Annotated in this window: 25 protein-coding genes and 1 tRNA gene; 11 read left to right on the plus strand and 15 right to left on the minus strand. The window is 68.8% G+C overall.

Features of this window, described 5'->3' with window-relative positions; all coding sequences use genetic code 11:
* Positions 1–54: 54 nt before the first annotated feature.
* The 7 genes from ASF25_RS07245 to ASF25_RS07275 form a co-directional block, all read right to left on the minus strand.
* Positions 55–1,941: a site-specific integrase gene (locus ASF25_RS07245; RefSeq protein ID WP_056304161.1), complete on the minus strand. Its 1,887-nt coding sequence runs from the start codon at positions 1,939–1,941 to the stop codon at positions 55–57.
* Between the two features lie 107 nt (positions 1,942–2,048).
* Positions 2,049–2,140 (minus strand) — tRNA-Ser (locus ASF25_RS07250).
* A 13-nt stretch (positions 2,141–2,153) separates the two neighbouring features.
* Complete coding sequence (locus ASF25_RS07255) at positions 2,154–2,969, minus strand: glycosyltransferase family 2 protein (RefSeq protein WP_056304163.1); 816 nt, start codon at positions 2,967–2,969, stop codon at positions 2,154–2,156.
* 104 nt (positions 2,970–3,073) lie between these two features.
* Positions 3,074–4,579: an AMP-binding protein gene (locus ASF25_RS07260; protein ID WP_244472934.1), complete on the minus strand. Its 1,506-nt coding sequence runs from the start codon at positions 4,577–4,579 to the stop codon at positions 3,074–3,076.
* A gap of 71 nt (positions 4,580–4,650) precedes the next feature.
* Complete coding sequence (gluQRS, locus tag ASF25_RS07265) at positions 4,651–5,520, minus strand: tRNA glutamyl-Q(34) synthetase GluQRS (RefSeq protein ID WP_056304166.1); 870 nt, start codon at positions 5,518–5,520, stop codon at positions 4,651–4,653.
* A gap of 95 nt (positions 5,521–5,615) precedes the next feature.
* Positions 5,616–5,909: a hypothetical protein gene (locus tag ASF25_RS07270; RefSeq protein WP_082502527.1), complete on the minus strand. Its 294-nt coding sequence runs from the start codon at positions 5,907–5,909 to the stop codon at positions 5,616–5,618.
* Positions 5,910–5,965: 56 nt separating this feature from the next.
* The gene (locus ASF25_RS07275) at positions 5,966–7,993 is read right to left on the minus strand and encodes an ATP-binding protein (protein ID WP_056304169.1); all 2,028 of its coding nucleotides are present in this window, start codon (positions 7,991–7,993) and stop codon (positions 5,966–5,968) included.
* A gap of 296 nt (positions 7,994–8,289) precedes the next feature.
* On the opposite strand from ASF25_RS07275, the gene trpA reads away from it, so the two are divergent.
* The 4 genes from trpA to ASF25_RS07295 all read left to right on the plus strand — a co-directional run bounded on the left by trpA (position 8,290) and on the right by ASF25_RS07295 (position 12,542).
* The gene (trpA, locus tag ASF25_RS07280) at positions 8,290–9,150 is read left to right on the plus strand and encodes a tryptophan synthase subunit alpha (RefSeq protein WP_056264064.1); all 861 of its coding nucleotides are present in this window, start codon (positions 8,290–8,292) and stop codon (positions 9,148–9,150) included.
* A gap of 55 nt (positions 9,151–9,205) precedes the next feature.
* Positions 9,206–10,108, plus strand: a complete 903-nt coding sequence (accD, locus tag ASF25_RS07285) for an acetyl-CoA carboxylase, carboxyltransferase subunit beta (protein WP_056171294.1) — start codon at positions 9,206–9,208, stop codon at positions 10,106–10,108.
* Between the two features lie 24 nt (positions 10,109–10,132).
* The gene (locus tag ASF25_RS07290; protein ID WP_056304171.1) at positions 10,133–11,458 is read left to right on the plus strand and encodes a folylpolyglutamate synthase/dihydrofolate synthase family protein; all 1,326 of its coding nucleotides are present in this window, start codon (positions 10,133–10,135) and stop codon (positions 11,456–11,458) included.
* Between the two features lie 202 nt (positions 11,459–11,660).
* Complete coding sequence (locus tag ASF25_RS07295) at positions 11,661–12,542, plus strand: porin family protein (RefSeq protein ID WP_056171252.1); 882 nt, start codon at positions 11,661–11,663, stop codon at positions 12,540–12,542.
* Between the two features lie 138 nt (positions 12,543–12,680).
* Here ASF25_RS07295 and trxA read toward each other — a convergent pair whose 3' ends face one another.
* A complete protein-coding gene (gene trxA / locus ASF25_RS07300; protein WP_056088302.1) occupies positions 12,681–13,001 on the minus strand; it encodes a thioredoxin in 321 nt (106 codons plus the stop codon).
* A gap of 529 nt (positions 13,002–13,530) precedes the next feature.
* Between trxA and ASF25_RS07305 the strand changes: the two genes are divergently transcribed.
* A complete protein-coding gene (locus ASF25_RS07305; protein WP_056304173.1) occupies positions 13,531–14,814 on the plus strand; it encodes a PQQ-dependent sugar dehydrogenase in 1,284 nt (427 codons plus the stop codon).
* 21 nt (positions 14,815–14,835) lie between these two features.
* Here the strand turns inward: ASF25_RS07305 and ASF25_RS07310 are convergent, their stop codons facing one another.
* From ASF25_RS07310 to ASF25_RS07320, 3 genes are all read right to left on the minus strand, one after another.
* On the minus strand, positions 14,836–15,774 hold the full coding sequence (locus tag ASF25_RS07310) for an ABC transporter ATP-binding protein (protein ID WP_056304175.1): 939 nt from the start codon (positions 15,772–15,774) through the stop codon (positions 14,836–14,838).
* A gap of 18 nt (positions 15,775–15,792) precedes the next feature.
* Complete coding sequence (locus ASF25_RS07315; protein WP_056171246.1) at positions 15,793–16,053, minus strand: hypothetical protein; 261 nt, start codon at positions 16,051–16,053, stop codon at positions 15,793–15,795.
* Positions 16,054–16,248: 195 nt separating this feature from the next.
* Positions 16,249–16,569: a hypothetical protein gene (locus tag ASF25_RS07320; RefSeq protein WP_056171245.1), complete on the minus strand. Its 321-nt coding sequence runs from the start codon at positions 16,567–16,569 to the stop codon at positions 16,249–16,251.
* A 156-nt stretch (positions 16,570–16,725) separates the two neighbouring features.
* On the opposite strand from ASF25_RS07320, the gene ASF25_RS07325 reads away from it, so the two are divergent.
* Both ASF25_RS07325 and ASF25_RS07330 read left to right on the plus strand, forming a co-directional pair.
* Entirely contained in the window at positions 16,726–17,433 is a 708-nt protein-coding gene (locus tag ASF25_RS07325; RefSeq protein WP_244472935.1) for an HAD-IA family hydrolase, read from the plus strand.
* 476 nt (positions 17,434–17,909) lie between these two features.
* Complete coding sequence (locus tag ASF25_RS07330) at positions 17,910–18,170, plus strand: hypothetical protein (RefSeq protein ID WP_082502535.1); 261 nt, start codon at positions 17,910–17,912, stop codon at positions 18,168–18,170.
* 103 nt (positions 18,171–18,273) lie between these two features.
* Here ASF25_RS07330 and ASF25_RS07335 read toward each other — a convergent pair whose 3' ends face one another.
* From ASF25_RS07335 to argH, 3 genes are all read right to left on the minus strand, one after another.
* A complete protein-coding gene (locus tag ASF25_RS07335) occupies positions 18,274–18,966 on the minus strand; it encodes a hypothetical protein (protein ID WP_056304179.1) in 693 nt (230 codons plus the stop codon).
* A gap of 106 nt (positions 18,967–19,072) precedes the next feature.
* Positions 19,073–19,405, minus strand: coding sequence for a hypothetical protein (locus tag ASF25_RS07340; RefSeq protein WP_056264075.1), 333 nt, complete (start codon positions 19,403–19,405; stop codon positions 19,073–19,075).
* 104 nt (positions 19,406–19,509) lie between these two features.
* Complete coding sequence (argH, locus tag ASF25_RS07345; RefSeq protein ID WP_056304181.1) at positions 19,510–20,898, minus strand: argininosuccinate lyase; 1,389 nt, start codon at positions 20,896–20,898, stop codon at positions 19,510–19,512.
* Positions 20,899–20,949: 51 nt separating this feature from the next.
* Here argH and ASF25_RS07350 point away from each other — a divergent pair, with 51 nt between their 5' ends.
* The 3 genes from ASF25_RS07350 to ASF25_RS07360 all read left to right on the plus strand — a co-directional run bounded on the left by ASF25_RS07350 (position 20,950) and on the right by ASF25_RS07360 (position 24,397).
* Complete coding sequence (locus ASF25_RS07350; RefSeq protein ID WP_082502529.1) at positions 20,950–21,582, plus strand: TlpA disulfide reductase family protein; 633 nt, start codon at positions 20,950–20,952, stop codon at positions 21,580–21,582.
* A 415-nt stretch (positions 21,583–21,997) separates the two neighbouring features.
* The gene (locus tag ASF25_RS07355) at positions 21,998–23,686 is read left to right on the plus strand and encodes a methyl-accepting chemotaxis protein (protein ID WP_056304225.1); all 1,689 of its coding nucleotides are present in this window, start codon (positions 21,998–22,000) and stop codon (positions 23,684–23,686) included.
* A gap of 336 nt (positions 23,687–24,022) precedes the next feature.
* Complete coding sequence (locus ASF25_RS07360; RefSeq protein ID WP_056304226.1) at positions 24,023–24,397, plus strand: hypothetical protein; 375 nt, start codon at positions 24,023–24,025, stop codon at positions 24,395–24,397.
* A gap of 36 nt (positions 24,398–24,433) precedes the next feature.
* On the opposite strand, the gene ASF25_RS07365 is transcribed toward ASF25_RS07360, so the two are convergent.
* Complete coding sequence (locus tag ASF25_RS07365; protein WP_056304183.1) at positions 24,434–24,727, minus strand: hypothetical protein; 294 nt, start codon at positions 24,725–24,727, stop codon at positions 24,434–24,436.
* A gap of 223 nt (positions 24,728–24,950) precedes the next feature.
* Between ASF25_RS07365 and htpG the strand changes: the two genes are divergently transcribed.
* Positions 24,951–26,807: a molecular chaperone HtpG gene (gene htpG / locus ASF25_RS07370; protein WP_056304185.1), complete on the plus strand. Its 1,857-nt coding sequence runs from the start codon at positions 24,951–24,953 to the stop codon at positions 26,805–26,807.
* The last annotated feature ends 39 nt before the right edge of the window (positions 26,808–26,846 follow it).

Genomic DNA, 26,846 nt, shown 5'->3' on the forward strand with positions numbered 1-26,846 from the left:
ATCCCCTGTCTACCATGTCGGAATCAACCGTGGAATAGGAACGAAACTACCGGGTCATACGGAAAGCGTTTTGGATGTTCGGGAACCTGGGACTGGGATCTTGGGCGCCATCCGCAGGTATGGCTCCAGTTCGATGCCCTCGTACGCGACTTTCTCGATCCAGGCGCTTTCCCAGGCCTCCGGCAGGGGATTGCCGTAGACCCCTCCCATGCCTTCCATCTGGTGGCCCACGATCTTCATGCGCGCCACGTCCGGCATCCCGGCGGCGTGACAGGCATCGATGAAATTGTGGCGGAGGCTGTAGAGGACGAAACGCTTGTTTTCGATGCCCAGGGACCGCAGGCGCCGATTGATGCGCCGGGTCACCGCTGCGCTGTAGTGCCCGTAAGCGTTTGCCGTCACGTCCTGGAAGAGTTGCTTGTCGAGGCCTGATGCCCTGCGTCGGCGCTCGAAGAGGTCGAGGAGCCCCATCCGCACGAGCATGGGGTGCACTGGCACGAGCCGGTGCCCGGCGAGAGTCTTCACAGTTCTCGTTTCTTCCGGTCCCTTCCGAACGGTCTCGATGTCCGGCTCCTCGTTTTCCGTGTCTTCCAGGCAGAGCACGTTCAAGTGGGGGCGCCCGTTGTAGTCCTCCCGGAGGTCGCCGACCTTCAACTGCGCCAGTTCACCCGGCCTGGCGCCGCTGAACAGCATAATGATCGGCAGCCAGTAGGTCGCCGAGAGGACGGGCTCCTTCGCGGTCAGGGCGAAGAGGCCGTTGATGTGGGCGGTCTTGAGCGGCAGGCGCTTCGACTTGGCGCTGGACTTTTCCTGTTGCCGGGACCGGATGTCGGTGAACGGGTTCGAGCCGATCAACCCATCCCGGAGAAGGTACTCGAAGAGCCGGCGCACGGGACCGAGGTACTTGAGATCGACGGTGACGTTGCCAATCGCCGGGTTAGGCGCTTTGCACTTCGCGTTCGCCGCGATGGCCTCCCGCAGATCGTAGGTCTTGAACCGCTGCACGAACCGGTCGGGAACCCGGTCGAGCAGGTCCCGGTAGGTTTTCGCGTCGTCCCGGATCACGTCGCGAATCGGCTTGTTCCCGACGCAACTGAGGAACGAAGCGAGGCGCCGGGGGACATCCTGCTGATGCTTGGCCCCGCCGCGCTTGCTGCTCTCCTCAGCCACGAACTTCGCGATGGCATCCGCGAGCGGCATTCCGGACCACCGTTCCGCCTCGCTGCGCGCTAACTCGTCCCGAAGCGTCGAGGCAACCATCTCCTTTACGGAACGGTCATCGAGCCGGGGTGCTGGGGGCGCCATCAGACCCGAGATGATCGCCCTAAGGGCCTCGAACGGTGCCGCGCCTCCGAATGCAGACTCCACGGTTCGCATATTCGCGAGTGACGCGAGGGCTTCGTCGAGGTCCTTCAGGCCTCCCGCCGTCTCCGGAAGACGCCCGTGGCTCATCCTTGCGACCGCTTCCAGGATCGAAACCGCGAGCCTGTTCTCTTCGCCTCTCGGTCCTTCGCGTCGAAGGAGGTGGAGCGCCTCGGCTGCGGTCACGACGTCGTCGGTGCGGATCTCCCCCAGGCCGGCGGGGGCGCCGGATCGACCGACCGAGACATCAAGGTCTCCGGTCCGGCGCATGGCACCGCGCGCATCCCGCAGCAACTGGTCCCGAGTCTCGAAAGAACCCGGCATGCCATCGTTCGTGGCGAGCGCCTGTTCCAGTAGGGCCATTGCGACGTCCCTGGCGGGGCGCAGGGGCCTTTCGGACCGGAGAACCTCGTAGACGTCCTCGACCCTGACCAGCACGTCCAGCGCCCTCCGTCGTGCCTCGCGGGCACTGGCGGTACGCAGCGACCGGCGGATCTCGGCAATGCCGAGCACCTCCACGAGGTCTACCGGGACGATCTTACGAAACCAGAAACGGCCACCGCGTTTGACGACGTACACAGGCGCCCCGGATCCGAGCCGGGACCGAAGTCCAGGCTGTGACAGGGCCCTGTGCCATGATGCGCAAGCATCATGACGGAAACATCAATGATTTCAATGACTTAGAGTGGCGGAGACGGAGGGATTCGAACCCTCGATACCCCTTTCGGGGTATGCTCATTTAGCAAACGAGTGCCTTCAGCCGCTCGGCCACGTCTCCGCAGGCCGTCGATCTAGAATTTCGCGTCGGGGCGGTCAAGCCGCGAATCCGTGCTGGTGTGAGAATCTGCCCGGCGGCGCTCGTAATGTTTGGCGACGCGCAGGTGGCGGGAGATGGCGTAATTCATCGCCGTGAGGAAGCCGTAGGTGCCGCGCACGAAATGGCGGCGGCCGAAATAGGCCTTGAGGAAGTTGCCCGGCAACTCCACGAACAGGCGCCAGGTCGGGATCGCGACGCCGCGGGCCGCGAGATCGTCGGCTTGCTGGTCGGAGTACCGGTTGAGCTTGTCGAGCTGGTCGCCGAGCGAGCGCACCGAGAAATGGTGGATCACGCCGCGCAGGGTGCCGACGCTGGCGCCCGGGGCGAGGTCGACGCGGTCGTGGACCGGGGACGGTGAGTAGCGGCCGCGATCCTTGCGGTAGAGGCGCACGGGCGTGAGGCGGTAGGCCCAGGGATGCGGGCGGCCCTCGCCGGGAAAGATCTCCGCGATGGCGATGCGATAGGCCGGGTGGCGCGGCTCGCCCTTGCCGAAGGCGGCCCGGATCGCGGCCGCCAGATCCTCCGGCACCACCTCGTCGGCATCGACGTTGAGCATCCAGACGTGGCGGCACTGGTCCTCGGCGAAGCGTTTCTGCGGGCCGTAGCCAGACCAGCCGTTGTGGATCACCCGGGCACCGAGGGACGCCGCCAGGGCCTGCGTGCCGTCGGTGGACCCGGAATCGACCACCACGAGATCGTCCGTCAGGCCCCGCACCGCCCGGATCGTAGCCCCGATGCGGTCGGCCTCGTTCTGGGCGATGATGAAGACCGAGAGAGGGAGGGGAGGCATCGCGGGGCGGCCATCTTTGGCGAGAAACGTTGCAAGCGCCCCCGCTCTATCGAGCCCCCCCCGACGCCACAACCTCGGCTGCGATCGTCCGAGGTGCGTTCGCCTCAGTCCTGTCCGAGGCGGCGGCGCTGGATCTTTCCGTTTGGCGTGCGCAGCAGGGCTTCGAGGAAGCGGATCGCGCGCGGGCACTTGTAGGCGGCGAGATGCGCCTGGCAGAAGGCGATGAGGGCGGCAGCATCGGGGGACGCCCCGGCTCTCGGCACCACGAAGGCGGCGATGACCCGGAGGTCGGCGCGGACGCCGAGTTCAGCGACCCCGACTTCGGCGACGTCCGGGTGACGGGCGAGCACCGCCTCGACCTCGCTCGGCGAGACCCGGTAGCCCAGCGCGTTCATGAGGTCGTCGTTGCGGCCGTGGAACCAGAGGTAGCCGTCGGAATCGAGGCTGGCGAGGTCGCCGCCGGTGAACCAGTCGCCCCGGGTGACCGCCGCGTCCTCGTCCGGCCGGTTCCAGTAGCCGAGCATCAGGCCGGGCTCGGAGCGGTGCACGGCGAGCAGGCCGATCTCACCCGGCGGCAGCGGCTCGGGTGCACCGTCCGTGGGCAGTATGGCGACGCGGCGCCCGGGCTGGGGACGGCCCGGCGAGCCGGGGCGCACGGGGATGGTGGGACCGCTCGACACGTAGGTGGAGATCTCGCTCATGCCCAGTGCCTCGTAGAGCGGCTTGCCCGTGGCGTCCGTCCAGGCGGCGAGGAGTTCGGCCGGCAGGGCCTCGCCGGCCGTCACGCCGTGGCGCAGGCGCGTGAGGTCGTGTGCGGGGAGGTCTGCGTATTTGAGGATCTGGCGGTAGAGGCTCGGCACGGCGGCGAACACGGTGGCGCCATGGCGAGCGATGAGGGACGGCCACACGGCCGGATCGCGCGGGCCGTCGTACAGCACGGCGGTGGCGCCGCAGGCCCACGGATCGGTGACGCCGACCCCCAGGGTGTAGGTCCAGTTCAACGTGCCGGCGTGCAGCATCACGTCGGTGTCGGTCAGGCCGAGCCAGTGGGCATGCATCGGTCGGCGTCCGCGCACCGAGCGGTGAGCGTGGCGCACGCCCTTGGGCCGGCTCGTGGTGCCGGAAGTGTAGACCAGGATCGCCGAATCGTCGGCGGCGGTGTCGGCGTAGGCCGGCAGCGGCGGCCCGGCCTTGAAGGCAGCGATGTCGGCGGGCCGCAGGACGAGGCGGCCGTCCGTGCTCGCGGGATCGAGGGCGATGTCCGCGCCGGCGGCGATCACGGCGGCCCCGGAATCGCGCGCGAGGAAAGCGGCCTCGGCGGGCGTCAGCTGGGGCGAGGCCGGCAGGGCGACGAGGCCCGCGGCCAACGCCCCGAAATAGGTCAGGACGTAGTCGGCCTCGTGGCCGAGGCGGATCATCACCCGCGCACCGGGTGTCAGGCCGAGGCCGAGAAGACCCGCCGCGATTGCCCGGACGGCCCGATCGGCCTCGGTGAAGGTCAGGGTGGCGGCGGCTCCGTCGGCGCCCGCCATGACGAGGGCGGCTTTGTCGGGCCGCAGGCGGGCGTTCTCGGAGAGGCAATGGGCGGCGGCGTTGAAGCGGTCGGACACGGGTACGGGACTCTCCGTCACGGAATTTTGGGCGATGAGAGGCGCAAACGCGCGCCCGCCGCAAGGGCCCCTCAGGAGAAGCCGAGCTGCGCGCGGATGGACTCGGGTTCGACGCCCTGCGCCCGCAGGTCGGCGAGGCTCTGGGAGCCGCGCGATTTGGCGAGCTTGGCGCCGGTGGCGTCGAGCAGGAGGGCGTGGTGGTGGTAGCGTGGGCCCGGCAGACCGAGGAGCGCCTGCAGCAGCGCGTGGAGATCGGTGGCGGCCAGGAGGTCTGCGCCGCGTACCACATTGGTGATGCCCTGCGCTGCGTCGTCGGTCACAACGGCGAGGTGATAGCTCGTCGGCACGTCGCGGCGGCCGATGACGCTGTCGCCCCAGCGAGCCGGGTCGGCACGCACGGACCCCGTAGTTCCGTCCGGTGCGAAGGTGGAAAAACCGGACGGGCCGGGCGCAGCCGCGCATGCGCGGTCCATGGCGAGGCGCCAGGTGTGCGGTTCGCCCCGGGCGATCCGGGCGGAGACGCTGATCTCCGGTAGAATCCGGCACGTGCCGGGATAGAGCGGCGCCCCATCGGGATCGCGCGGGAGTGGGCCATCCCCGGCGGCGGCCCGCGCCGCCGCGCCGACCTCCGAACGTGAGCAGAAGCACGGATAGGCGAGATTTCGGGCCGCGAGGCCCCCGAGGACCGACCGGTAGGCCGGCACGCGCTCGGATTGGCGCAGAACCGTTCCGTCGAAGGCGATCCCGAGCCAGGCGAGGTCGTCCTGGATCGCCGATACCAAGTCGGGCCGTGAGCGGCCGGGATCGATATCCTCGATGCGCAGGAGGAGGCGCCCGCCCCAGCGCCGGGCGAGATCGGCGTTGAGCAGGACCGACCAGGCATGGCCGAGGTGCAGGCGGCCGTTGGGGCTCGGCGCGAACCGGAAGGTCGGCGCGGTCACGGGGGCCGCCGGCTCAGAGTGCTTCACAATACTCCCGGTCACCATCGGTTCTCGCTCTGAGCACGGCGGCGCAACGGGAGTTCTGTGAGAGACACTCAGTCGCCGACGCGGCGCAGGCAGCGCATCTCGGACGGCACGCAGGCGATGCCCGGCAGGGAGCAGGCGGCCCCTTCCTCCCGGCGCTGGCAGACACGGCAGCCGTCGCCCCACTCGGCGCAGGTATGATCCGCGCTCGGCGCCACGGCGGCCGCCCTGTGCGAGGCCGGAGCCAGGGTTCCGATCAGAACCGTGGCGAAGACGATCGCCGCGATACCGGCGAGGATGCTGCGGTCGTGGCGGGCGGACGAGGAGTCCATCGTCGGGGCGTCGAAAGTCTGGAAAGCGGCCATGCGCCCGTGTTCGCGCGCCGGCCCGGACCTGTCAACGCGGCCCGTCAACTGCCAGGTCAAGCCGCGGCCGACCGCCGTTCGAGCAGGGCCGGCAGCGCCCTCAGGTTGAGGGGTTTGGCAAGGAAACCGTCGAAGCCGGCGGCTCGGGCCGCCAGCTCGTCGTCGCGCCCCGCATTGGCCGTGAGCGCCACGAGGTGAAGCGGCCCGCCTTCGCGCGAAGCCTCGAGGGCGCGGATGCGCCGGGCGGTCTCGAGGCCGTCGAGACCGGGCATGCGGATGTCGATGAGGGCGAGATCGAACGCTCCGCCCTCGGAGAAGAGTGCCACGGCTTCGAGCCCGTCGCGCGCCGGAACCACCGTGGCGCCGAGGCGCTCCAGAGCTTTCGTCGCCAGGAGGGCGTTGATGGGGTTGTCCTCCGCCAGGAGCACGCGCGGGCCCGACGCGGCGACCCGTGGAGGCGCGGCGGCCGACGGTCCTTCGGGCCCCCCGATGGGGCGTGCCGGCGCCATCAGCCGGTCGAACAAGGAGCGGGTGCGCACGGGCTTGACGAGATAGCTGTCGAAGCCCGCCGCGCCCGGAGACCCGAATTCGCGTCGGTCGAAGGGCGAGAGCAGGACGAGACTGCAGCGCACGCCCCCGGCCTTTGCGGCCTGAGCGAGGGTCCGTACGGCGGCGTCGCCGAGGGAGCGGTCGGCGATGATCGCGTCGAAGCCTGCGCCGGAAAGAGCTGCGAGCCCGGCCGCTTCGGTGTCCACGACAGTGGCATGGGCGCCCACCCTGGACAGCCGACGGGCGAGGAACGGCGCCTGGAACGGTGAGGCTGCCACGATCAGCACCGTGCGCCCGTGGAGGCATACAGGCGCCGCGACGGGATCCTCGGTCCCGGCGGCCTGCAGGGGCAGGAGGGCGGTGAAGCGGCTGCCGTGGCCCAGCGCCGACTCCGCCTCGATCCGGCCGCCCATGCGGGCGACGAGGCGGCGGGTGATGGCGAGCCCGAGGCCGGTACCTTCGTGGCGTCGGCTGGCGCTGCCGTCGCCCTGCTCGAACTCTTCGAAAAGGAGGGGAATCCGCTCCGATGGGATGCCCGGCCCGGTGTCGCGAACCGTGAGTGCGACATGGTCGTCCTCCCGCCCGATCTCGATGCCGACGCCGCCCGTCTGGGTGAACTTCACGGCGTTGCCCGCGAGGTTGACGAGGATCTGACGCACGCGGTCCGCGTCGCCGATGACCATCGGGGCGACATCCTCGGCGATGTCGAGGGCGATCTCGATGCCTTTGTCCTGCGCCCGCGGCGCGAGGAGCTCGACCACGCCCTCGGCGAGAGTTGCGAGGTCGAAGGGTGCGGCGGCGAGGTCGAGGCGGCCCGATTCGATCCGCGAGAAGTCGAGGATGCCGTCGATGAGCGACAGCAGCGCCTTGCCGGACGTCCGCACCGCCTCGACGTAGGTACGCTGTTCGGCGTCGAGCCCGGTGTCGAGAACTAGGTCGGCCATTCCGAGGATGCCGTTGAGCGGCGTGCGGAACTCGTGGCTGACGGTGGCGAGGAAGCGGGATTTGGCGACGTTGGCGGCTTCCGCCCGGGTCAGGGCCTCGTCGAGGGAGCGGGCGGATTCGATCCGCTCGGTGATGTCGGAGCCCGCATGCAGCCACTGGGTCTCGCCCGTGGGACCGGCCACCGGCATCTCGATGATGGAGAACCAGCGCGGCGGGCCGGTCACGGGGGCGAGCCGCCGCTCGACCCGGCGCACGCCGTCCGGACGTTCCTCAACGGGGCCGTGCTCCAGGCAGGACGCCTCCAAGGTCGAGCCCACGAGGGCGAACGCCTCCGCGCCGACGAGGCGCCCGAACCCGGCATTGGCGAAGGTGATCCGCCCGAGGGCGTCGCGCTGGACGACGATCTCGGTGGTCGCCTCCACGAGGGCCCGGTAGCGCTCCTCGCTCTCCGTGATGCGCTGGATGCGGGCCTGGAGGTGCTCGACCTCCGCCCCCTCCACCGCCGGCATCCCGTGCCGGCGCAGCAGGACGACCAGCACGAAGGCCCCGGCCAGGACGGCGAGGATCAGCGCGAGGGTCTGGCTGGTCATGCGTTTCTCCCCGGTGCGGACGGACCGACCCGTTCGCAGCGCAGAGGGACGATGCCAGCCGGGGTTGAACGCCGGCTTTCGAAAGGCGCTTAAGCGTTCCTTGCTAGGCGACCTGAGAATGCGGCTGCGTGGCGGTCGGTCCGCCGCCGTCCGTTTCCCAGGCGGACGAACAGGGCGGCGCCCGCGGCCTTTGGCGCCATCGGATCGCTCGCGCTTCACGGGCCCGCCCCGATGGTGTAGGCGCGACGGCTCATCCGTGAGCCCGATCCGGGCCGGCCGCGAGAGCGCAAGCGCCCATGACCGTACCAAGTCCCGTCACCGGTTCCGCCCCGACCCGCATCGAGGCGACCTTCGCCCGCTGCCGTTCGGAGGGGCGCGCGGCCCTCGTCACTTACGTGATGGCGGGTGACCCGGACCCGGAGACATCCTTGAAAGTGCTTCAGGCCCTGCCGGAAGCGGGGGCCGACATCGTCGAATTCGGCCTGCCGTTCACCGATCCCATGGCCGACGGCCCCGCGATCCAGGCTGCGGGCCTGCGGGCGCTGAAGGGCGGCCAGGGTGTGGCCCGCACCCTCGACCTCGTGCGCCGCTTCCGGGAGAGCAACGCCGGCACGCCCGTGATCCTGATGGGGTACTTCAACCCGATCCACACCTACGGCGTCGACCGCTTCCTCGACGATGCGGTGACGGCCGGCATCGACGGCCTCATCGTCGTCGACCTGCCGCCCGAGGAGGATGACGAACTCTGCCTGCCGGCACTCGCCAAGGGCCTCGCCTTCATCCGGCTCGCCACGCCGACCACGGACGAGAAGCGCCTGCCCGCCGTCCTCGCGAACACGGCCGGTTTCGTCTATTACGTATCGATCACCGGCATCACCGGGACGGCGACCCCGGATTTCGGCAAGGTGGCCGATGCCGTCGGGCGCATCCGGCGCCACACCGAACTGCCCGTCGTGGTCGGTTTCGGCGTCCGCACGGGGGCTGACGCCGCCGCCATCGCGCGGGGTGCCGACGGGGTCGTGGTCGGCTCCGCCCTGATCGACGCCCTCCGGGGCAGCCTCGACGGCGAGGGCCGCGCGGGGGCCGGAACGGTCGAGGCGGTGAGCGCCCTGGTGCGCGATCTCGCCGAGGGCGTGCGCCGGGCGGCCCGGGCTTGATCACCGGACAGGGTCTGATCACCGAATTCGCGAAACCAAGGACGGCATCACGATGATGGTTGAGCCGATGAACTGGATCTCGGAGGTCGTGCGCCCCAAGATCAAGACCCTGTTCAAGCGCGAGACGCCGGAGAATCTCTGGGTCAAGTGCCCCGATACCGGGCAGATGGTCTTCCACAAGGAGGTGGAGAGCAACCACTGGGTCATTCCCGGCTCCGAGCACCATCTCAAGATGAGCGCCCAGGCGCGCCTCAAGATGATGTTCGACGAGGGCACCTGGATCGACGTGCCCCTGCCGGAGGTCGCCGCAGATCCGCTCAAGTTCCGCGATGAGAAGCGCTACGTCGATCGCCTCAAGGACGCGCGCGCCAAGACCGGAATGCCGGACGCCTTCAAGATCGGCTTCGGTCGGGTCGGCGGGCTGCCCATGACCCTGGCGGCGCAGGATTTCGCGTTCATGGCCGGGTCCCTGGGTATGGCGGCGGGCGAGGCCTTCGTCCGAGGAGCCGAGACGGCCCTCGACAAGCGCACCCCCTACATCCTGTTCTCGGCGTCCGGCGGCGCGCGCATGCAGGAGGGCATTCTCTCCCTCATGCAGATGCCGCGCACCACCGTGGCGATCCGCCGGCTCCGGGCGGCGAAGCTCCCCTACATCGTGGTGCTGACCAACCCGACCACGGGCGGCGTCACCGCTTCCTACGCCATGCTGGGCGACGTCCACCTTGCCGAGCCCGGCGCCTTGATCTGTTTTGCCGGCCCGCGCGTCATCGAGCAGACGATCCGGGAAAAGCTGCCCGATGGGTTCCAGCGCTCCGAATACCTCTTCGCGCACGGGATGATCGATCAGGTCGTGCACCGGCACGCCCTGAAAGAGACGATCGCACGCCTGTGCGGCCTCCTCATGAAGCAGGACGCTCCCACTTCGCCCCGGACGGCCCCCGCGGCTGATCCGGCCTGAGCCTCAGCGACGCGACGCACGCCCATGGATTCCTCCGACGCGCTCATGGCGCGCTTCCTCGCCCTGCACCCGCGCACGATCGACCTCTCCCTCGGTCGTATCCAGCGCCTGCTCGAATGCCTCGGCCATCCGGAGCGCAAGCTGCCGCCGGTGATTCATGTCGCCGGCACCAACGGCAAGGGTTCGACCATCGCGTTCATGCGGGCGATCCTGGAAGCCGGAGGCCTTGCCGCCCACGTCTACACCTCGCCCCACCTCGTGCGATTCCACGAGCGCATCCGCATCGGCGCGGTGGGGGGCGGCCAGTACGTGCCCGAGGATCAGCTCGCCGACGCCCTCGCCCGATGCGAGGCCGCCAATGCCGGCGAGCCGATCACGGTGTTCGAGATCACCACCGCCGCCGCGTTCCTGCTGTTCTCGGAGACGCCCGCCGACGTGCTTCTGCTGGAGGTCGGACTGGGTGGGCGCGTGGACGCCACCAACGTCATCGACCGGGTGGCCTGCGCCGTGGTCACCCCGATCGGGCGCGACCACGCCGAGTATCTCGGCGACACCGTCGAGGCGGTGGCCACGGAGAAGGCCGGCATCTTCAAGTCCGGCTGCCCGGCGGTGATCGCCGCGCAGGACTACGTGGAGGCCGATTCGGTCCTGTGCCGGCTGGCCGACGCCGTCGGGGCCGATCCGATTCGGGTCGGCAACCAGGATTTCTCCGTGCATGCCGAGCGCGGGCGACTCGTGTTCCAAGACGAGGTCGACCTGTTCGACCTGCCGCGCCCGCGCCTCAACGGCCGGCACCAGCTCACCAATGCGGGCACCGCCATCGCGGCCCTGCGGGCGGCGGGCTTCGGCGATATCGGGATCGCCGCCATCGAACGCGGCCTCGACACCGTCGATTGGCCGGGGCGGCTGCAGCGGCTCAACCGTGGTCGCCTGTCCGAACTCGTGCCGGAGGGAGCGGAGCTTTGGCTCGACGGCGGCCACAACGTCGACGGCGGCCGCATCCTCGCCGCCGCCATGGCGGATCTCGGCGAGCGCAGCGACGTACCCCTCGTTCTCGTCGTCGGACTGCTCGGGACGAAGGACGCAGAGGGCTTCCTGCGCAACTTCGTGGGCCTCGCCCGCACCCTGATCGCCGTTCCCATCGCCGGGCAGATGGCGGCGCGGCCGGCCGACGAGGTGGCGCAGATCGCCGTCGAGGTCGGCCTCGATGCTCATGTGGCGTCCGGCATCGAGGCGGCCCTGGAGAGCCTGTGCGCCACGGCGTTCGAGCGGCCGCCGCGCATCCTCATCTGTGGCTCCCTCTACCTTGCCGGGGCGGTCCTGACCGCCAACGGGACGCCGCCGGTCTGAAGAGGTTCACGGGAGTTCCGACGCGCCTTCCGGCGGGCAAACCCGGTCGGGATCGGGATCTCGCGGCGCTCGCCAGGATGCTCTGTCTCTCACCGGCCTGGCCGCTATCGGCCCCGCCAGTGTGGCTCCAACGCTACATCTTGGCTGTGGAAAGTCGGTTAGCTTGCCCTTCGATCGGGCAACTCGCTGGGGATCATAAAAAATGAAAAAGCTTCTGACGTCTTTCGCAGCCTTCACGGCTCTCACGGCTGCCGCCACGGCCGCCGACCTTCCGCGCCGCGCCGCTCCGCCGGTGTTCGTGCCGGTGCCGGTGTTCACCTGGACCGGCTTCTACGCCGGTTTCAACGCCGGTTACGGCTTCGACGCCGGTAACGACGTCGCCACCCCGGCCGTCGTCGCCACGGGCGCTTCGGGCATCTTCCGCGCTCCCGGCCTGGTCGGCGGCAACGGCGCTGTGATCTACAACAACAGCCGCTCGCAGGAAGGCTTCACGGGCGGTGGCCAGATCGGCTACAACTACCAGTTCACGCCGGGCTCCGGCTTCGTGATCGGTGTCGAGGCCGACGCCCAGTACGTCGACTTCGGTCGTGACCGCAACCGCGTCGCCGGTTTCGTCGGCACCCCGAACCCGGATCTGACGTTCGTCAACCCGAACGGCATCTCCAGCCTCGACTACTTCGGCACCGTGCGCGGCCGTATCGGTTACGCCTTCGACCGCGTTCTGTTCTACGGCACCGGCGGCTTCGCCTACGGCGCCGGTAGCGCCGAGCGTTCGTTCGGCGGCTTCCGTGGCAACGACGATTTCCGCACCGGCTACGCTGCCGGCGGTGGTATCGAGTACGCTCTCCCGACCGACTCCTTCCTGAACTTCTTCCGCTCGTCCGCCGTGACGCTGAAGGTCGAAGGTCTGTACGTGAACCTCGATCGCACCGCCGCCAGCAACGTGTTCGCCGTGTCCAACAGCACCGGCCTGCAGTTCCGCACCGGCACCCCCTACGCTACCGCTACCGGCGGAACGCGTGGCCGCGACACCGAGTTCGCCGTCGTCCGCGCCGGCCTGAACTACAAGTTCGGCTCGTACTAGGCCGTAGATCTTCCGGTATCCGGAACTTGGGAGGCCCGGCCGCAAGGCTGGGCCTTCTCTGTTCGGGGCCGAGACGACGGACAAAAAAGCCCGGCGCGCGAGCGCCGGGCTTTCGGTTTCCAGTGGTCAACGGCGCGCTTAAGCGCTCGCCTGAATCCAGCGCGAGAGATCGCCCTTCGGCGCCGCGCCGACTTTCTGGCTGGCGAGTTCGCCATTCTTGAAGATCAGCAGCGTCGGGATCGAACGGATGCCGTACTGCGCCGCGATGCCGGGGTTCTCGTCGACATTCACCTTAGCGATCTTCACCCGCCCCTGGAGATCGGTGGCGATCTCCTCGAGGGCCGGGCCGATCTGCCGGCAGGGACCGCACCACTCGGCCCAGAAATCCACCACGACGGGCTCGACGGACTTGAGAACGTCCTGCTCGAAACTCGCGTCGGTTACTTTCACCGTCGCCATCTTCGTCCCTTTCGCATGCCTTCGCGCCGGGGCGCGTCCCGTCCGGGCCGGGCGGGTGCGCCGCATCATCGGCGGCGCTTCGTCACGAGACTTGGCAATGCTGGGTCGGGCGGTCAAGGCGGTGCGCGCCGTCCGCAGGGCAGCACACCGGCCGCCTCATGCGTTGTCCACCGACCCGAGCGCTCGCCTTCACCGAACCTTGCCTCCTCGAACCCCCGCCTCCCCGAATCCCTGCCCCCCGAACAATGTCGGAGGCGTGGGCTCGTTTGCCACTCACGGCAGGCTCCGGCCGACGCACCCTCGCGAAAGGCCGCGCTCCGTCACCCGGCGGGACTCGCCAAACTGCCCCTCTGGCCCCATGTGCTCTCTACTCGTGCGCGCTTCGGCAGCCGGACGGGAGCGTTCGGCTGCCCCGTTCGTGGGGCGGCTGGACATGGTAGGATCCAGTCTCGGCAAAGTCAGGCCACGACAAGACCCGATTGCGATAGGACCGGACACGGCATCTCGCCGCCATGGAGGACAATCCGACGTGAAGCGCATCTCCCAGACCCTGCTCGCGACTCTCGCCCTCGCCGGTCCCCCCTTGGGCGCCATCGCACAGGAGGCGGGCGGTACCGCACCTCGGCAGCCACGGGTCGAAGGCGAGGCCTTCACTGCGCCGACATCCGACGCCGCCGGCACGACGCCCGCCGAGACCGGGGCACCCAACACGACCTATAAGCCGCTTCTGCCGAACCAGACCCGGGCGCCGAAGCCTGCCGAGGCCACCAAGGTCAAGACGGAAACGGTGGCCAAGGGCCTCGACAGTCCGTGGGCCCTCGAGTTCCTGCCCGACGGCCGCATGCTGGTCACCGAGAAGGGCGGCACCCTGCGGATCCTCTCGAAGGACGGCACGCCCGGTGCACCGATCCCCGGCGTGCCGAAGGTCGATGCGAAGGGCCAGGGCGGTCTTCTCGATGTCGCGCTGAGCCCGAGCTTCGTCGCCGATCGGTTGATCTATTTCAGCTATGCCGAACCGCGGGAGAAGGGGAACGGCACGACGGTGGCTCGCGCCAAGCTCATCGAGGACAAGGGCGTCGCTCGCCTCGACGAGGTGAAGGTGATCTTCCGTCAGATGCCCACCTACGACGGCGACAAGCACTTCGGCTCGCGTCTCGTCTTCGCACCGGACGGCAAGCTGTTCGTCACCGTGGGCGAGCGCTCCGACAAGGGCCCGCGGGTCCAGGCCCAGGATCTCACAAGCGGCCTCGGCAAGGTCTTCCGTATCGACACCGACGGCAATGCCGCCAAGGACAACCCGTTCACGGGCGGCGAGAAGGCCAAACCCGAGATCTGGTCCTACGGGCATCGCAATGTCCAGTCCGCCGCCCTCGACCCGCAGGGGCGGCTCTGGACCGTCGAGCACGGTCCGCGCGGCGGCGATGAACTCAACCGGCCGCGACCCGGCGTGAATTACGGCTGGCCCGAGGTGACTTACGGCATCGAGTACTCCGGCGAGAAGATTGGTGAGGGCAAGACCCAGGCGGGCGGCACCGCCCAACCGGTCTATTACTGGGACCCGGTGATCGGCCCCTCCGGCATGGCGCTCTACACCGGCGACAAGTTCCCGGCCTGGAAGGATGCCTTCCTCATCGGTGGCCTCTCCAGCGGTGGCCTCGTGGCGATCAAGCTCGACGGCGACAAGGTGGTCACCGAGGAGCGCATTCCCCTGGGTGAACGCATCCGCGACGTGAAGGTCGGGCCCGACGGTGCGGTGTATGCCGTCACCGATGGTGCCGGTGGCAAGATCCTGAAGCTGACGCCGGGCACCTGAGGCCGCGCGAAGCCCGCCGGGTCAACCGGCGGGCGCCAAGGCGGCGCGGATGGCCGCGAGACTGAGGCTCGACGGCTCGTCCAGCCCCGCCACGCGGACGTGATCGGCACCCGTTTCCAGCATGAGCGAAAGAGCATCGCGCACGGGAGCATCGTACGCGATGACCGGCCCGTCCTCGCTGGATCCAAGCCGGGCGAGATCACCAACGTCGAGGCCGGCGAGACGCCGGAGGGCCCGGTCAGGCCCGACGAAGTCCGCCACGAACCCGTCGGCTGGTCGTGCGAGCAGACGATCGGGCGTATCGGCCTGGACGATGCGGCCATCCCGCATGAGGACGATCCGGTCTCCCATTCGAACGGCCTCGTCGAGGTCGTGCGTCACCAGGATCACGGTCTTGTTCAGGCGCTTCAGTATCGCGCCGATCTCGGTCTGGAGGCGACCGCGCGCCACGGGATCGACGGCGCCGAAGGGTTCGTCCATGAGCAGGACCGGCGGATCGGCGGCCAGGGCCCGGGCGACGCCGACGCGTTGACGCTGCCCGCCCGAGAGTGCGTCCGGCCGGCGGCCCCGGAATTCGTCGGGATCGAGGCCGACGAGGTCAAGCATCGCGTCGATACGCGCGGCGGTGCGAGTTTTCGACCAGCCGAGAAGCTCGGGCACAGTCGCAATGTTGCGGGCCACGGTCCAATGCGGGAACAATCCGACGCCCTGGAGCACGTAGCCGATGCGGCGGCGCAGGCGGATCGGCTCGATGCCGGAGAGAGCCTCACCCGCGAGGTGGATGGTGCCCGCATCCGGCTCGACCAGCCGGTTCACCATCCGCAGGGTCGTCGACTTACCGCAGCCCGACGGGCCGATGAGCGCGCAGGTCTCGCCCTCCGGAATCGTCAGGTGGATGGCGTCGACGGCGGGGCGGGCGGCATCCGCAAAACGCTTCGAGACGCCTGTGAATCGGATCATCCCGTGTCGCCTGCGCCGTCAGCAGCCCTTGCAGATGGACCCCATGGTGGTGCGCATCTTCGAATCCCATGCCTTGTCGCGGGTCGCGGCTGCGCGCTGCGCCTTGGCCATATCGGCCTCGGTGTTGGCACGGGTGAACGGTGCGTTGCCGGCCCGGCCCGGCGGCTTGGTGACGCCGGTGGCTGTCACCGTGCGGCCACCCGGCGCGGCTGGCGCCTGGGCGACGGCGGCGGCCGCCAGCAGCGGCAGGGCGAGGGCGGCAACGAGGAGGCGGAACATCGAGATGACCCTAGATCCGTAGGATGTGACGCACGGCGATCCCGCGCGCGGCGATCCACCCGCGAGCGAACACACGATCATAAGGCCCGCCCCATCGCGCGCAAACGTTGGGCCGTCTGCAGCGTGCGCGACGGCACGTGGCTTGGGGGATTAAGGGGCTCGTCCGAGCGCGAATGCCGAAGATCGATCTTCGCCTCAAGACCGGCTGAGGAAACCAATGGGTTCGCGGCCGGGCTGGCCAAGCCAGAGCAGGACCGCTCCGAACCCCAGACCGAGGAGAGCGGCCGGGGCCAGGGTGAGGGGAAGTACCAGGATCTGCCAAAGCCAGGGGGCTACCCCCTCGACTGCCCCCTGGAGCGCGCTCGCCCGATCCTTGAACAATGTGAACAGCAGATCACTCAGGCTCGTCATCCGCACGCCGTTGTTGGCGATGGACCGGGCACCGTCATAGACGAGGCCGACGAACCCCCCTGCGAGGAGAACGAGGCCGAGGAAGCGGCTGAGGAAACGAAGCATCGCACCCGGTCACACCCGCCGGCGTCGCGCCGGCCGCTGCCTGAGTACGAGCGCCCGACTTCCCGTGCAAGGTCCCGGCGATCCGGGCGGCGAGAGCCGCATTGCCGTGCCTGTCTCGCACGTGCGAAACCAGCGCCGCCGCCCGGGGGACCCGCCTTGATTCAACAGACTTCGACCGAACTCGCTCGGACCGATCCGCATGCCACCCTCGCGCTCGTGATCTTCGATTGCGACGGTGTGCTGGTGGACAGCGAGCCGATCAGCCTCGCTCGCCTCACCTTCGGACTCAACCGCATCGGTGTGCCCATCGACGTCGACACCGTCCGCGTGCGCTTCGCCGGTACGTCGATGGTCTCGATCATGGCGCATATCGTGCGCGATTACCCCGTCACCGTGCCGGACGACTTCGTGGATGTGGTCAAGGCCGACACCCTGCGGGCCTTCGACGAAGGCCTCACGGCGATGCCCGGCGTAGCGCTGGCCATTTCGGGCCTTTCCCTGCCGCACTGCGTCGCGTCCAGCAGCGATCCGGTCCGCCTGTCTCATACCCTTGGACTGACGGGCCTGCTGCCCCTGTTCGGGAACCGGGTCTACTCCTCCACGATGGTGGCGCGCGGCAAGCCGGCGCCGGACCTGTTCCTCCATGCCGCCGCCGCCATGGGCATCCGGCCGGGCGCCTGCCTCGTCGTCGAGGACAGCGTGCCGGGCGTCCAGGCGGCCCGGGCGGCGGGCATGCGTGTCGCAGGCTTCGTCGGCGGCGGCCACTGGGCCCACGACCGCACGGGCGCCGATCTCATCGCCGCCGGTGCCGCGCGGGTGTTCACCGATTTTTCGGCGTTTGCGGAGGTGGTTGCCACCGCCTGACGCCCAACCGAAGGAAGCCATCGTGCGGGACATCGTTGGAGGCGCATCCTGCCACGTTGGACCATGCATTCGAAAGATCGATCCGTTGACGAATAGGCCGCCGCACAGCATCTTTGGGGTGTTCGGCGGCGGATTTCACCGCCTCTGCACCGCGGTGATTTGAAGTGTGTAGCTTGCGCCGCGTCACCAAACGCTAAAGCACTGCGATGCGCCCGCGCCTCGTGGTCCTTGCTCGATGAGGATGACTTGCCGTGCTGACTGTATTCCTGCCTCGGTCTTACCTGAACACCCGCGATTGCTGTCGACGCTGACCACACGATGGACCGTCCCGCAATGCGAAGTCCGGCCGCGCGCCGGCATCAGGAATTTCCGATCCCATGTCGTATCATCACGCTGAAACCACCGCCCTCGCCCTGTATCGCCGTCCCGCCGTTCCGCCGCTCACCGAGCTGCAGGCCATCCGGGCTCGCAACGAACTGCACGTCGATCGGTCGCTCCGCGCCGCGCAAGTGCCCGCGCCGACGCGAGTCATCGAGATCGGAGAGGTGACGGCCGGAATCGCGGTACCGGAGCATGGCGGCGTGCGATTCTTCTCCTCGCAGCGCGATTTCGACCCCCTCGACGGGACGGTGTTCGGAAGCGTCGAGCAGGCGGCACGCGCCGCGCGCGAGCGGTTCCGGGCCCGGTCGGGTGCGCGGGGCCGCCCGGTGCAGGACAGACGCCTACGCGCCGTCTGAGACGCCCGCACGCGATCGAAACGGAACGCCGTGCCCGTTCGGAGGCGCGGCTTTCCCGCGTCGAAGTTCGCGTGCTCAGTAGCGCCTGTTCACAAGTGCCCGTTCACTTGCACTCGTCGCGGGTGCGCTTCATGGCTTCGTTGAAGCCTGCCAGAGCGTATTCGTCGCTCGTAGGATTTCCCTTGAGGGACGTGGTCCTGACCTGAAGCTTGGCCGTGCGGGCCATCTCGGTGACGACGCGCGCTTCCTCGGCCTGGTTCTGCAGCCAGGCGTTGTTGTCCTTGGTCACGAGGCCGTAGCGCGTTGCGCCGAGGTGGATCGCCGGGTCCGTCGCGGCCGCGCCGGGCTTGGCGGCGGCACCTGCCTGACTTCCGGCGGGCTTGGCCGGGAAGCCCAGCATCACCGCGACCTCGTTCTGGATGTTCTCGGCCTTGCGAACGGTGACGAACAGGTAGGCCGTGTCGCGCTTGAGGGTTTTGGGCGAGCGTGTCGTCGGCTGGGCGATGGCGTAGCAGACCCGCGTCCTGCCCTGCCCGCTGGCGAAGACGTTCCAATCTCCGAAGATCGCCACGGGGGTCGCCTGCTGCATCCCCGGCGCCGACACGGGCTTGGCCGTGCCCTTCGCGTCGCGCGTACGGCGGCGCTTGCGTGGGGATTCGGCTTCCTCGGGAGCCGCCTCCTGCGCCTGGGCGACGCCGGCGCCTAGGGGCGATCCGGCGCCGGTCAGGGCGGTCGGCCCGCACAGGAGGGCCGTCGAGAGCCCGAGGATGAGGCAGCGGCGGACGTCGAGGTGCATGGGGAAACCTTGTGGGACGCGCGGGCATCGGACCGGACTGCTCGACCGGTGCGATGCTCCAGCGCTCTGCCTTCGCATCGATGTTGTTTGGGTCCAGGGCCGGCCCTCAGGACGCGTGGGCCTCGATGGCAAAGCTGGGGACCGGCATCGCGGCCATCGGAACGTCGCGGCCTGGCATCGGCCGTTCGAGGGGGATGGTCTGTGCCTGAGCGATGGACTGGACCGGAGGCGGCGACGGCACCGGAGCGGTGATCTGCACCGTCGGTAGGGGGCGCGGCTTCGGATCGTTATACGGCGTGTTGTAGCATTTGCGAACGGAGGCCCAGAACGCGGCACGCTCGGCCTCGCCGAGGCGAGCCAGGGCGACGTCGATGCGGTCCGTGGCCTGCGCCGCGAAAACGGGGGTGTCGTCCGGCGTAATCCAACTCTCGACGGGCATGCGCGCGATCTCCGAAGGGCTCGGGCCTGATCTAGGCAGGATCACATAGCTGGGCCGTGAACGCCACGCGTCACCGCCCAGCTTTTTTCGTGCGGGCCGGGTTCTCAGGCGTCTTTCCCGAGTTGTTCGAGCCAGCGCGTGGCCTGGGCCCGCACATTGTCCGGGGCCGTCCCACCGTAGCTCGTGCGGCTCGACACCGAGTTCTCCACGCCCAGGACCGCATAGACCGCGTCGGTGATCCGCGGCTCGGCCGCCTGCATCTCGTCGAGGGTCAGCTCCTCGAGGCCGACGCTCCGAGCGGAGGCAGTCCCGACGAGGCGACCGGTGACGTGGTGGGCCTCACGGAACGGCAAGCCGAGTTCCCGCACGAGCCAATCGGCGAGGTCCGTGGCCGTGGCGTAGCCGGAGCCGGCGGCGCGCGCGAGAACGGGGGCGTTGGGCTCCAAGTCGCGCACCATGCCGGTCATGGCGGCAAGACACAGGGACAGGGCCTGGAGGGCGTCGAACGTACCCTCCTTGTCTTCCTGCATGTCCTTGGAATAGGCGAGCGGCAGGCCCTTCATCACGACGAGAAGGCCCGTAAGGGCGCCAATGACGCGTCCGGATTTGGCCCGGACCAGTTCGGCCGCGTCCGGGTTGCGCTTCTGCGGCATGATCGACGAGCCGGTGGTATAACCGTCCGACAGGCGCACGAAATCGAACTGTGCCGAGGTCCACACCACGAGTTCCTCGGCAAAGCGCGAGAGATGCACAGCGCAGATCGAAGCAGCGGCGAGGGATTCGAGGGCGAAGTCGCGGTCGGCTACGGAATCGAGGGAGTTCGCCGTCGGCCGGTCGAAACCCAGGGCCGCGGCGGTGGCGTGCCGGTCGATGGGGAAGGACGTACCGGCGAGCGCGGCGGCACCCAGAGGACACTCGTTGAGACGGGCACGGGCATCACGGAACCGGCCGCGGTCGCGCGCCAGCATCTCGACATAGGCGAGGCAATGGTGACCGAAAGTGACCGGTTGGGCCGATTGCAGGTGGGTGAAGCCCGGCATCACCGTACCGGCATGGGCCAGCGCCTTTTCGGCCAGCGCCCGCTGGAGGCCGGCGGCCTGGATGTCGAGGCCGTCGAGGGTGTCGCGCACCCACAGCTTCATGTCGGTGGCGACCTGATCGTTACGTGAGCGCGCCGTGTGCAGCCGCCCGGCCGCCGGGCCGACGATCTCGGTCAGCCGGCTCTCGACGGACATGTGGATGTCCTCGAGTTCGCGCTTGAACACGAAGCCGCCGGCTTCGATTTCATCGCGCACGGCCTTGAGACCGTCTTGAATCGCCGCCACATCGGCGGCAGGCAGGATGCCGGCCTGCCCCAGCATCGCTACGTGCGCCAGGGAGCCGCGGATGTCCTGGGGCGCGAGGCGCTTGTCGAATCCGATGGAGGCGTTGATCTCTTCCATGATCTCGGCGGGGCCGCTCGCGAAGCGCCCGCCCCACATCCGGTTGCTCATGCTGTCCCTGATCCTTCCAGTCGCCCCGCCTGCCAAGCCCGAGACGCAACGATGATGCCCGGCGCCCGCTTCACACTGGCCGCCGGAGCCATCCTCGTTGCCGCGCTCGGCGCGGGGCTTGCCGTATACGGGACGGGCTCGACCGGCGGCAACTCCGCCGCGCCCTGTGCAGGTTCCGCCGAGGCGGCTGGCCGGATCGCGCCGCTGGCGCGCGGCCAGGTGGCCGCCCTGCAGGTCTCGCCGAAGCCGGTCCCCGCACCCGCCCTGGCGTTCAAGGGGCCGGACGGCACCGAGGCCACCCTGGAGGGAATGAAGGGCCTTCGGCTCGTGAACCTTTGGGCGACCTGGTGCGCGCCGTGCAAGGCCGAGATGCCGGCTCTCGACCGGCTCCAGGCGCAACTCGGCGGCCCCGATTTCTCCGTGGTGGCCATCAACATCGACACCCGCAACCTCGACGCGCCGCCGGCCTGGTTGACCCAGAACGGCATCGCCGAGCTCACCTACTACGCCGATCCGGGCGGGCGCGTCCTGCCGGCGATCCAGAAGGCCACCGGGTCCCTCGGCCTGCCGACGACCCTTCTGATCGATGGCGCCGGTTGCACCCTCGGGGTGATGAAAGGGCCGGCCGAATGGGACAGCGCCGATGGATTGCGGCTCATCTCGGCGGCGTTGGGGCGCGCGTAAGGGCATCGGAGCGGGGGGCGTCCCGTCGGGCCGCCCCTCTCGCGCGTCGCGATCGCGGCGTGGCGGCAGGCACCGGATTTTCGAACGGGAGTTCGCCGATCAACTCGCCGCTATAAAAGCCACTCGAAATCATCGAGGTGGTGTTCGCCGACGTCATTCGAGGAAATTTGGTGAGAAACAGACTCTCGCCCAATCATCCAGGTTGTAAATCCTCGAAAATTCCAAACTAACAATGACTTCTGCGCCCTTAGTTATCTGAGCGCGGGAATTCGATCACGTATGGGTGCCGATTATTGGATCGACGGGAATGATTGCTGAATTTTTCTTGTAAGACATTCGTCTCAACAAGTGGAGAACTTATTTAACGTTCTGCAGGCATCGTTTGTCGGTTCACCATCAGTATGGCTCGCGCATCATGTTCCTCGGCACATTGTCTATCCGGACGAAGCTGTTCCTGAGCTTCGGCCTCGTATTTCTGCTCGTCGCGGGAATCGGAGGCTCGGCACTCCTGCAATTGCACGCCGTGAACACCGTCGCACGCGAGATGCGCGACGAGCGCCTGCCGAACATCCAACTCCTCGGCAAGATCCAGGTCCTGGTCCTGCGGACCCGTACCAACGGAGCCCGGGTGATCACCGCCGATACGCCCGAGCTGCGCGCGGAGATCCTCGCGACCCTGACCAAGCGCGAAGCCGAAATGACCACCCTCCAAACCGCATTCGAAGCGCGGTCGAAATCACCGGAGGCCGAAGCCCTGACGGCGGCCTTCCGAACGAGTTGGGTCGCCTACAAGGCGTTGCAGGCCTCCGTCATCGCGCACGTGAAGGCCGGAGAGACCGCCACGGCGCAACGCATCTACAACACCGACATGTCGACGGGGGTGAATCTGGTGCTCGGCCCCCTGCAGAAGATGGCCGAACTCGAGGAGCGCGAGGCGAGCGTGAGCGGCGCCCATGCGCAGGACACCTACGACACGGCACTCCTCACCACCCTGATCCTGGTCGGCGTCGCCTTGGTGATCGCCGGTGGCGCCGCAGCCGGTCTCGCCCTCGGCGTGAGTCGGCCCCTGCGCCGGATGACGGAGACCATGGGCCGCCTCGCTGACGGCGACACCGGGATCACCGTTCCGGGCGCCGGTCGGGACGACGAGATCGGCGCGATGGCGAGCGCCGTCCAGGTGTTCAAGGACAACATCATCGCGACCCGTGTCCTTGAGGAGGAATCCCGCCTCGCCCGCCTGGACGCCGAAGCCCAGCGCCGGTCGGCGACCCTCGGCCTCGCCGATCGGTTCGAGGCGGCGGTGGGCGGCATCGTCGCGCAGGTGAGCGCTGCGGCGACCGAACTCCAGGCGACGGCTGGCAGCCTTTCTGCCACGGCCTCCGAGACCGCGGAACGATCGACGGGCGTGGCCGCGGCATCGGACGAAGCGGCCAGGAACGTCACGACCGTCGCCGCGGCCGCCGAGGAGCTCGGCTCCTCCGTCGCGGAGATCGGCCGGCAGGTCCACGGGTCGGCGAAGCTGTCGCGCCTCGCCGTGTCCGAAGCGAGCGAGACCGCTGCCCTGGTGCGCGACCTCAGCGAGACGGCGGCCCGCATCGGCGATGTGGTTGCGCTGATCTCGACCATCGCGGGCCAGACCAACCTCCTGGCGCTCAATGCCACCATCGAGGCGGCACGCGCCGGCGAGGCCGGACGGGGTTTCGCCGTGGTCGCCTCGGAAGTGAAGGAACTCGCCAACCAGACAGCCCGGGCCACCGACGAGATCACCGGTCAGATCGGCCGGATCCAGGCTTCGACGGGTCAGGCGGTCACGGCCATCGCGGGGATCACGACCCGCATCCGCGAGATCAGCGACGTGGCGAATTCCATCGCGGCGGCCGTCGAACAGCAGGGAGCCGCGACCCAGGAGATCGCCCGCAACGTTAGCGAAGCCGCCGCCGGAACCGGGGATGTCACCCGCAACGTAACCGGCGTCGCGATGGCGGCCGAGGAGACCGGCGCCGCCGCCGCGCAGGTCCTCTCCTCCGCATCGGAACTGTCGCGCCAATCCGAAGATCTCAGCGCCCAGGTGTCCCACTTTCTCGCGACGGTACGCGCCGCCTGACGCTTGATTTTCTTCGAAAGAGCACGATCCGGCGACGGCACGGCATCCATCCGGATCGCATCCGAGCACCCCCGGTTTCGATGCCCGTCTCATACGAACGGTGACCTTCTCGCCGAGCACCGTCGGGCGGGTCGGGTAGAAAATGACCACCTGCCTCGCGGCAGGCCATCATCGAACGGTCGTTCGCTAACCTCGTCCCGCCCGTCCTGTGTCCCACTACCGACGGCGCTTCCAGCTGCCGTTCGATATCAAAATGCCCAGGTGGTGCTAAAACCACCGCAACGGTGCCAGCGCTCCGAGCATGCGACTGGCCATGGCACTCGATGGGTAATGCACATGACCACCAAGCTCGCGGAAGAGGTTGCACGCGCTACGGCTACGGGCCGCCGTCGAGCAAAAGCATTCTCCGGTTTGGGCGGCGCCGAACAGTTACCGTGGGCTGTGATCGAGGCCTTCGATGCGGATGTCCGAGGCCATGTGGAGCGCGACCGTCGCATCGAGGAGGAGCGGGACCGCGTTCTCATCGCAGCGGTCGGGCTAGCCGAGACAAGGCCCGAGGATGGCGCTGAGGCGCTGGCAGCCGCGCGGACACGCCTCACGGATGCCATCGACTATCTCGAACAGGCGGTCCTGCGGTTCGGGATCGTCAACGCCCAGGCGGCTAAGCGTGGCCTCGGCGATCATGGCCAACGCGTCGTTGCCCACATCTGATAGACCCGATGGCGACGCTGGGCCGTCTCCGTGGTGTCAGTCGACGACCTTCAGGTCGTTGAGGGCGACGTCGCCGTTCTGGCTCGAGAAGCGCGGCGCCGTTCCGTTGGTTTGCTGGACGCCGGAGATCCGGTGATCGCCGCTGTCGTAGGTGGTGCGCTGGCCGTCGATCTCGACGAGGAGACGATGAGCATCGGGGAAGAACGCGTAGCGCATGTCGTTCTGGCCGCCGCTGCTGGCGGGTTGGCCAAGCTCCCGCGGCCACCAAGGCTCGGTGCCCTTCATCGGCTCCATGGGTTTCATCGGCTCCATGGGTTTCATCGGCTTCATCGGTTCCACGCGGCGTCTCCTTGGCGTCGGGATGGGAAGGCTTGGCTACGCTCGAACGCCGCGAAGGTTGCACCGCACCCACGTGCGGCATTGAATTTCCGCCCCCCCACGCGCATATCGCGCGCATTCGGGTAGCCCCGTCGCAGTGGCACCGTCGGGGATGTCCCGGCGGGGACGCCCGTTCCGGTATACCCTTCCCATCACACCATTCGGAGGCGGACCCTTGAGCGACACCGTGGAGCGGCACGAATTCGGTGCCGAGGTCGGGCGCCTGTTGGACCTCGTGGTCCACGCCCTCTATTCCGACCGTGAGATCTTCCTGCGCGAACTCGTGGCGAATTCGGCCGACGCCATGGACCGGCGCCGCTTCGAGGCCCTCACGGATGCGGCCTCCGCCCTGCCGCCCGACGCCAAGATCCGCATCGTCCCCGACAAGGACGCCCGCACCCTGAGCCTGTCGGATGCCGGCATCGGCATGACCAAGGCCGAGCTCGCCCAGAACCTCGGCACCATCGCGCGCTCGGGCACGCGCGCCTTCAGCCAGTCCCTCGGGGACGCCAAGGCGGAGGACCGACCGAGCCTCATCGGCCAGTTCGGCGTCGGTTTCTACTCCGCCTTCATGGTTGCCGACCGTGTCACTGTCACGTCGCGCCGTGCCGGATCGGACGAGGCCTGGACCTGGGCCTCGGAAGGTCAGGGCAGCTACACCCTCGAGCCGGCGACGCGCCCCGAGCCCGGTACCGACATCGTGCTCCACCTGAAGGAGGATGCCGGCGAGTACCTCGAAGGCTACCGACTCGACCACGTCGTGCGCAAATGGGCCGACCACATCACCGTACCCATCGCCCTCGTCGAGGAGGGCAAGGAGGAGACGGTCAACCAGGGCACCGCCCTGTGGCGCAAGGCGAAATCCGAGATCACGCCCGAGCAGTACACGGCGTTCTACCGCCATGTCGGCATGAACTTCGATGAGCCGTGGGCAACCCTGCACTGGCGGGCCGAAGGCGCCCTCGAATTCTCGGCGCTGCTGTTCGTACCCGGCATGAAGCCGTTCCAGGCCGTGGAGAACGAGCGCGCCAGCAAGGTGCGCCTGCACGTCCGGCGCATGTTCATCACCGACGAGGCCGAACTGCTGCCCTCCTGGCTGCGATTCGTCCAGGGCGTGGTCGACACCGAAGACCTGCCGCTCAACGTCTCCCGCGAGATGCTGCAGGCGACTCCGGTGCTCACCAAGATCCGCCGCGCGGTGACGGGCCGAGTTCTGACCGAGCTCACCAACCGGGCCAAGGACGCGGAGGGCTACACGCCGTTCTGGGAGAACTTCGGCCCCGTCCTCAAGGAGGGCATCTACGAAGACTATGAGCGCCGGGCCGAGATCGCCCCGCTCCTGCGCTTCCACTCTTCCGCCGTGGAGGGGTGGACCTCGCTCCCCGATTACGTGGCGCGGATGAAGGACGGCCAGGAGGCGATCTACTACCTCGTCGCCGACGATGCCGACGCCCTGCGGAATTCGCCCCAGCTCGAAGGCTTCCGCGCCCGCGGCATCGAGGTGTTGCTGCTCTCCGACCATGTCGACGCGTTCTGGCCCGAAACCCTCGGCCGGTTCGACGACAAACCCCTGCGTTCCATCACGCAGGGCGCTGTCGACCTGGCGAAGTTCGCGGGCGATGAAGACGGCGCCGAGGTCCCGGCCTCCGTCGAGGCCCTGGTGACGGCGTTGAAGGCTGCGTTGACGGCGGACGTCTCCGAGGTGCGCGCCACGGACCGCCTGGTCGAGAGCGCCGTGGTGCTCTCCGCCTCCGGCGCCGGGCCGGATCTGCAGATGCAGCGGCTCCTGCGCCGGGCGGGGCGGGGCGGCGGCAGTCTGCCGGTCCTCGAGATCAATCCGCGCCATCCCCTGATCCGGTCGCTGGCCGACCGGGTCGCGGCGGAGGCCGACATCGCGGACGCCGCCGGCACCCTTCTGGACCTCGCCCGGGTCCAGGACGGCGACACGCCGCGCGACCCCGTCGCCTTCGCCCGCAAGGTGGCGGCCGCCCTGGCCGACGCCTCGACCGGCCCTTCGACAACCGCCGCATGATCGCCCGGCGCGCCCGACCCGGCTCCATCGCGCGGGCTC

The sequence above is a fragment of the Methylobacterium sp. Leaf100 genome (assembly GCF_001422845.1).
Taxonomy (GTDB): Bacteria; Pseudomonadota; Alphaproteobacteria; order Rhizobiales; family Beijerinckiaceae; genus Methylobacterium.

Coding starts and splice junctions, on each gene's coding strand:
- ASF25_RS07350 (WP_082502529.1), top strand. CDS start 20,950: ATGATGCCCGGCGCCCGCTTCACACTGGCCGCCGGAGCCATCCTCGTT.
- ASF25_RS07355 (WP_056304225.1), top strand. CDS start 21,998: ATGTTCCTCGGCACATTGTCTATCCGGACGAAGCTGTTCCTGAGCTTC.
- ASF25_RS07270 (WP_082502527.1), bottom strand. CDS start 5,909: ATGGCCGCTTTCCAGACTTTCGACGCCCCGACGATGGACTCCTCGTCC.
- ASF25_RS07290 (WP_056304171.1), top strand. CDS start 10,133: ATGGATTCCTCCGACGCGCTCATGGCGCGCTTCCTCGCCCTGCACCCG.
- trxA (WP_056088302.1), bottom strand. CDS start 13,001: ATGGCGACGGTGAAAGTAACCGACGCGAGTTTCGAGCAGGACGTTCTC.
- ASF25_RS07320 (WP_056171245.1), bottom strand. CDS start 16,569: ATGCTTCGTTTCCTCAGCCGCTTCCTCGGCCTCGTTCTCCTCGCAGGG.
- ASF25_RS07335 (WP_056304179.1), bottom strand. CDS start 18,966: ATGCACCTCGACGTCCGCCGCTGCCTCATCCTCGGGCTCTCGACGGCC.
- ASF25_RS07255 (WP_056304163.1), bottom strand. CDS start 2,969: ATGCCTCCCCTCCCTCTCTCGGTCTTCATCATCGCCCAGAACGAGGCC.
- trpA (WP_056264064.1), top strand. CDS start 8,290: ATGACCGTACCAAGTCCCGTCACCGGTTCCGCCCCGACCCGCATCGAG.
- ASF25_RS07360 (WP_056304226.1), top strand. CDS start 24,023: ATGACCACCAAGCTCGCGGAAGAGGTTGCACGCGCTACGGCTACGGGC.
- argH (WP_056304181.1), bottom strand. CDS start 20,898: ATGAGCAACCGGATGTGGGGCGGGCGCTTCGCGAGCGGCCCCGCCGAG.
- ASF25_RS07365 (WP_056304183.1), bottom strand. CDS start 24,727: ATGAAGCCGATGAAACCCATGGAGCCGATGAAACCCATGGAGCCGATG.
- accD (WP_056171294.1), top strand. CDS start 9,206: ATGGTTGAGCCGATGAACTGGATCTCGGAGGTCGTGCGCCCCAAGATC.
- ASF25_RS07310 (WP_056304175.1), bottom strand. CDS start 15,774: ATGATCCGATTCACAGGCGTCTCGAAGCGTTTTGCGGATGCCGCCCGC.
- ASF25_RS07315 (WP_056171246.1), bottom strand. CDS start 16,053: ATGTTCCGCCTCCTCGTTGCCGCCCTCGCCCTGCCGCTGCTGGCGGCC.
- ASF25_RS07275 (WP_056304169.1), bottom strand. CDS start 7,993: ATGACCAGCCAGACCCTCGCGCTGATCCTCGCCGTCCTGGCCGGGGCC.
- ASF25_RS07295 (WP_056171252.1), top strand. CDS start 11,661: ATGAAAAAGCTTCTGACGTCTTTCGCAGCCTTCACGGCTCTCACGGCT.
- ASF25_RS07340 (WP_056264075.1), bottom strand. CDS start 19,405: ATGCCCGTCGAGAGTTGGATTACGCCGGACGACACCCCCGTTTTCGCG.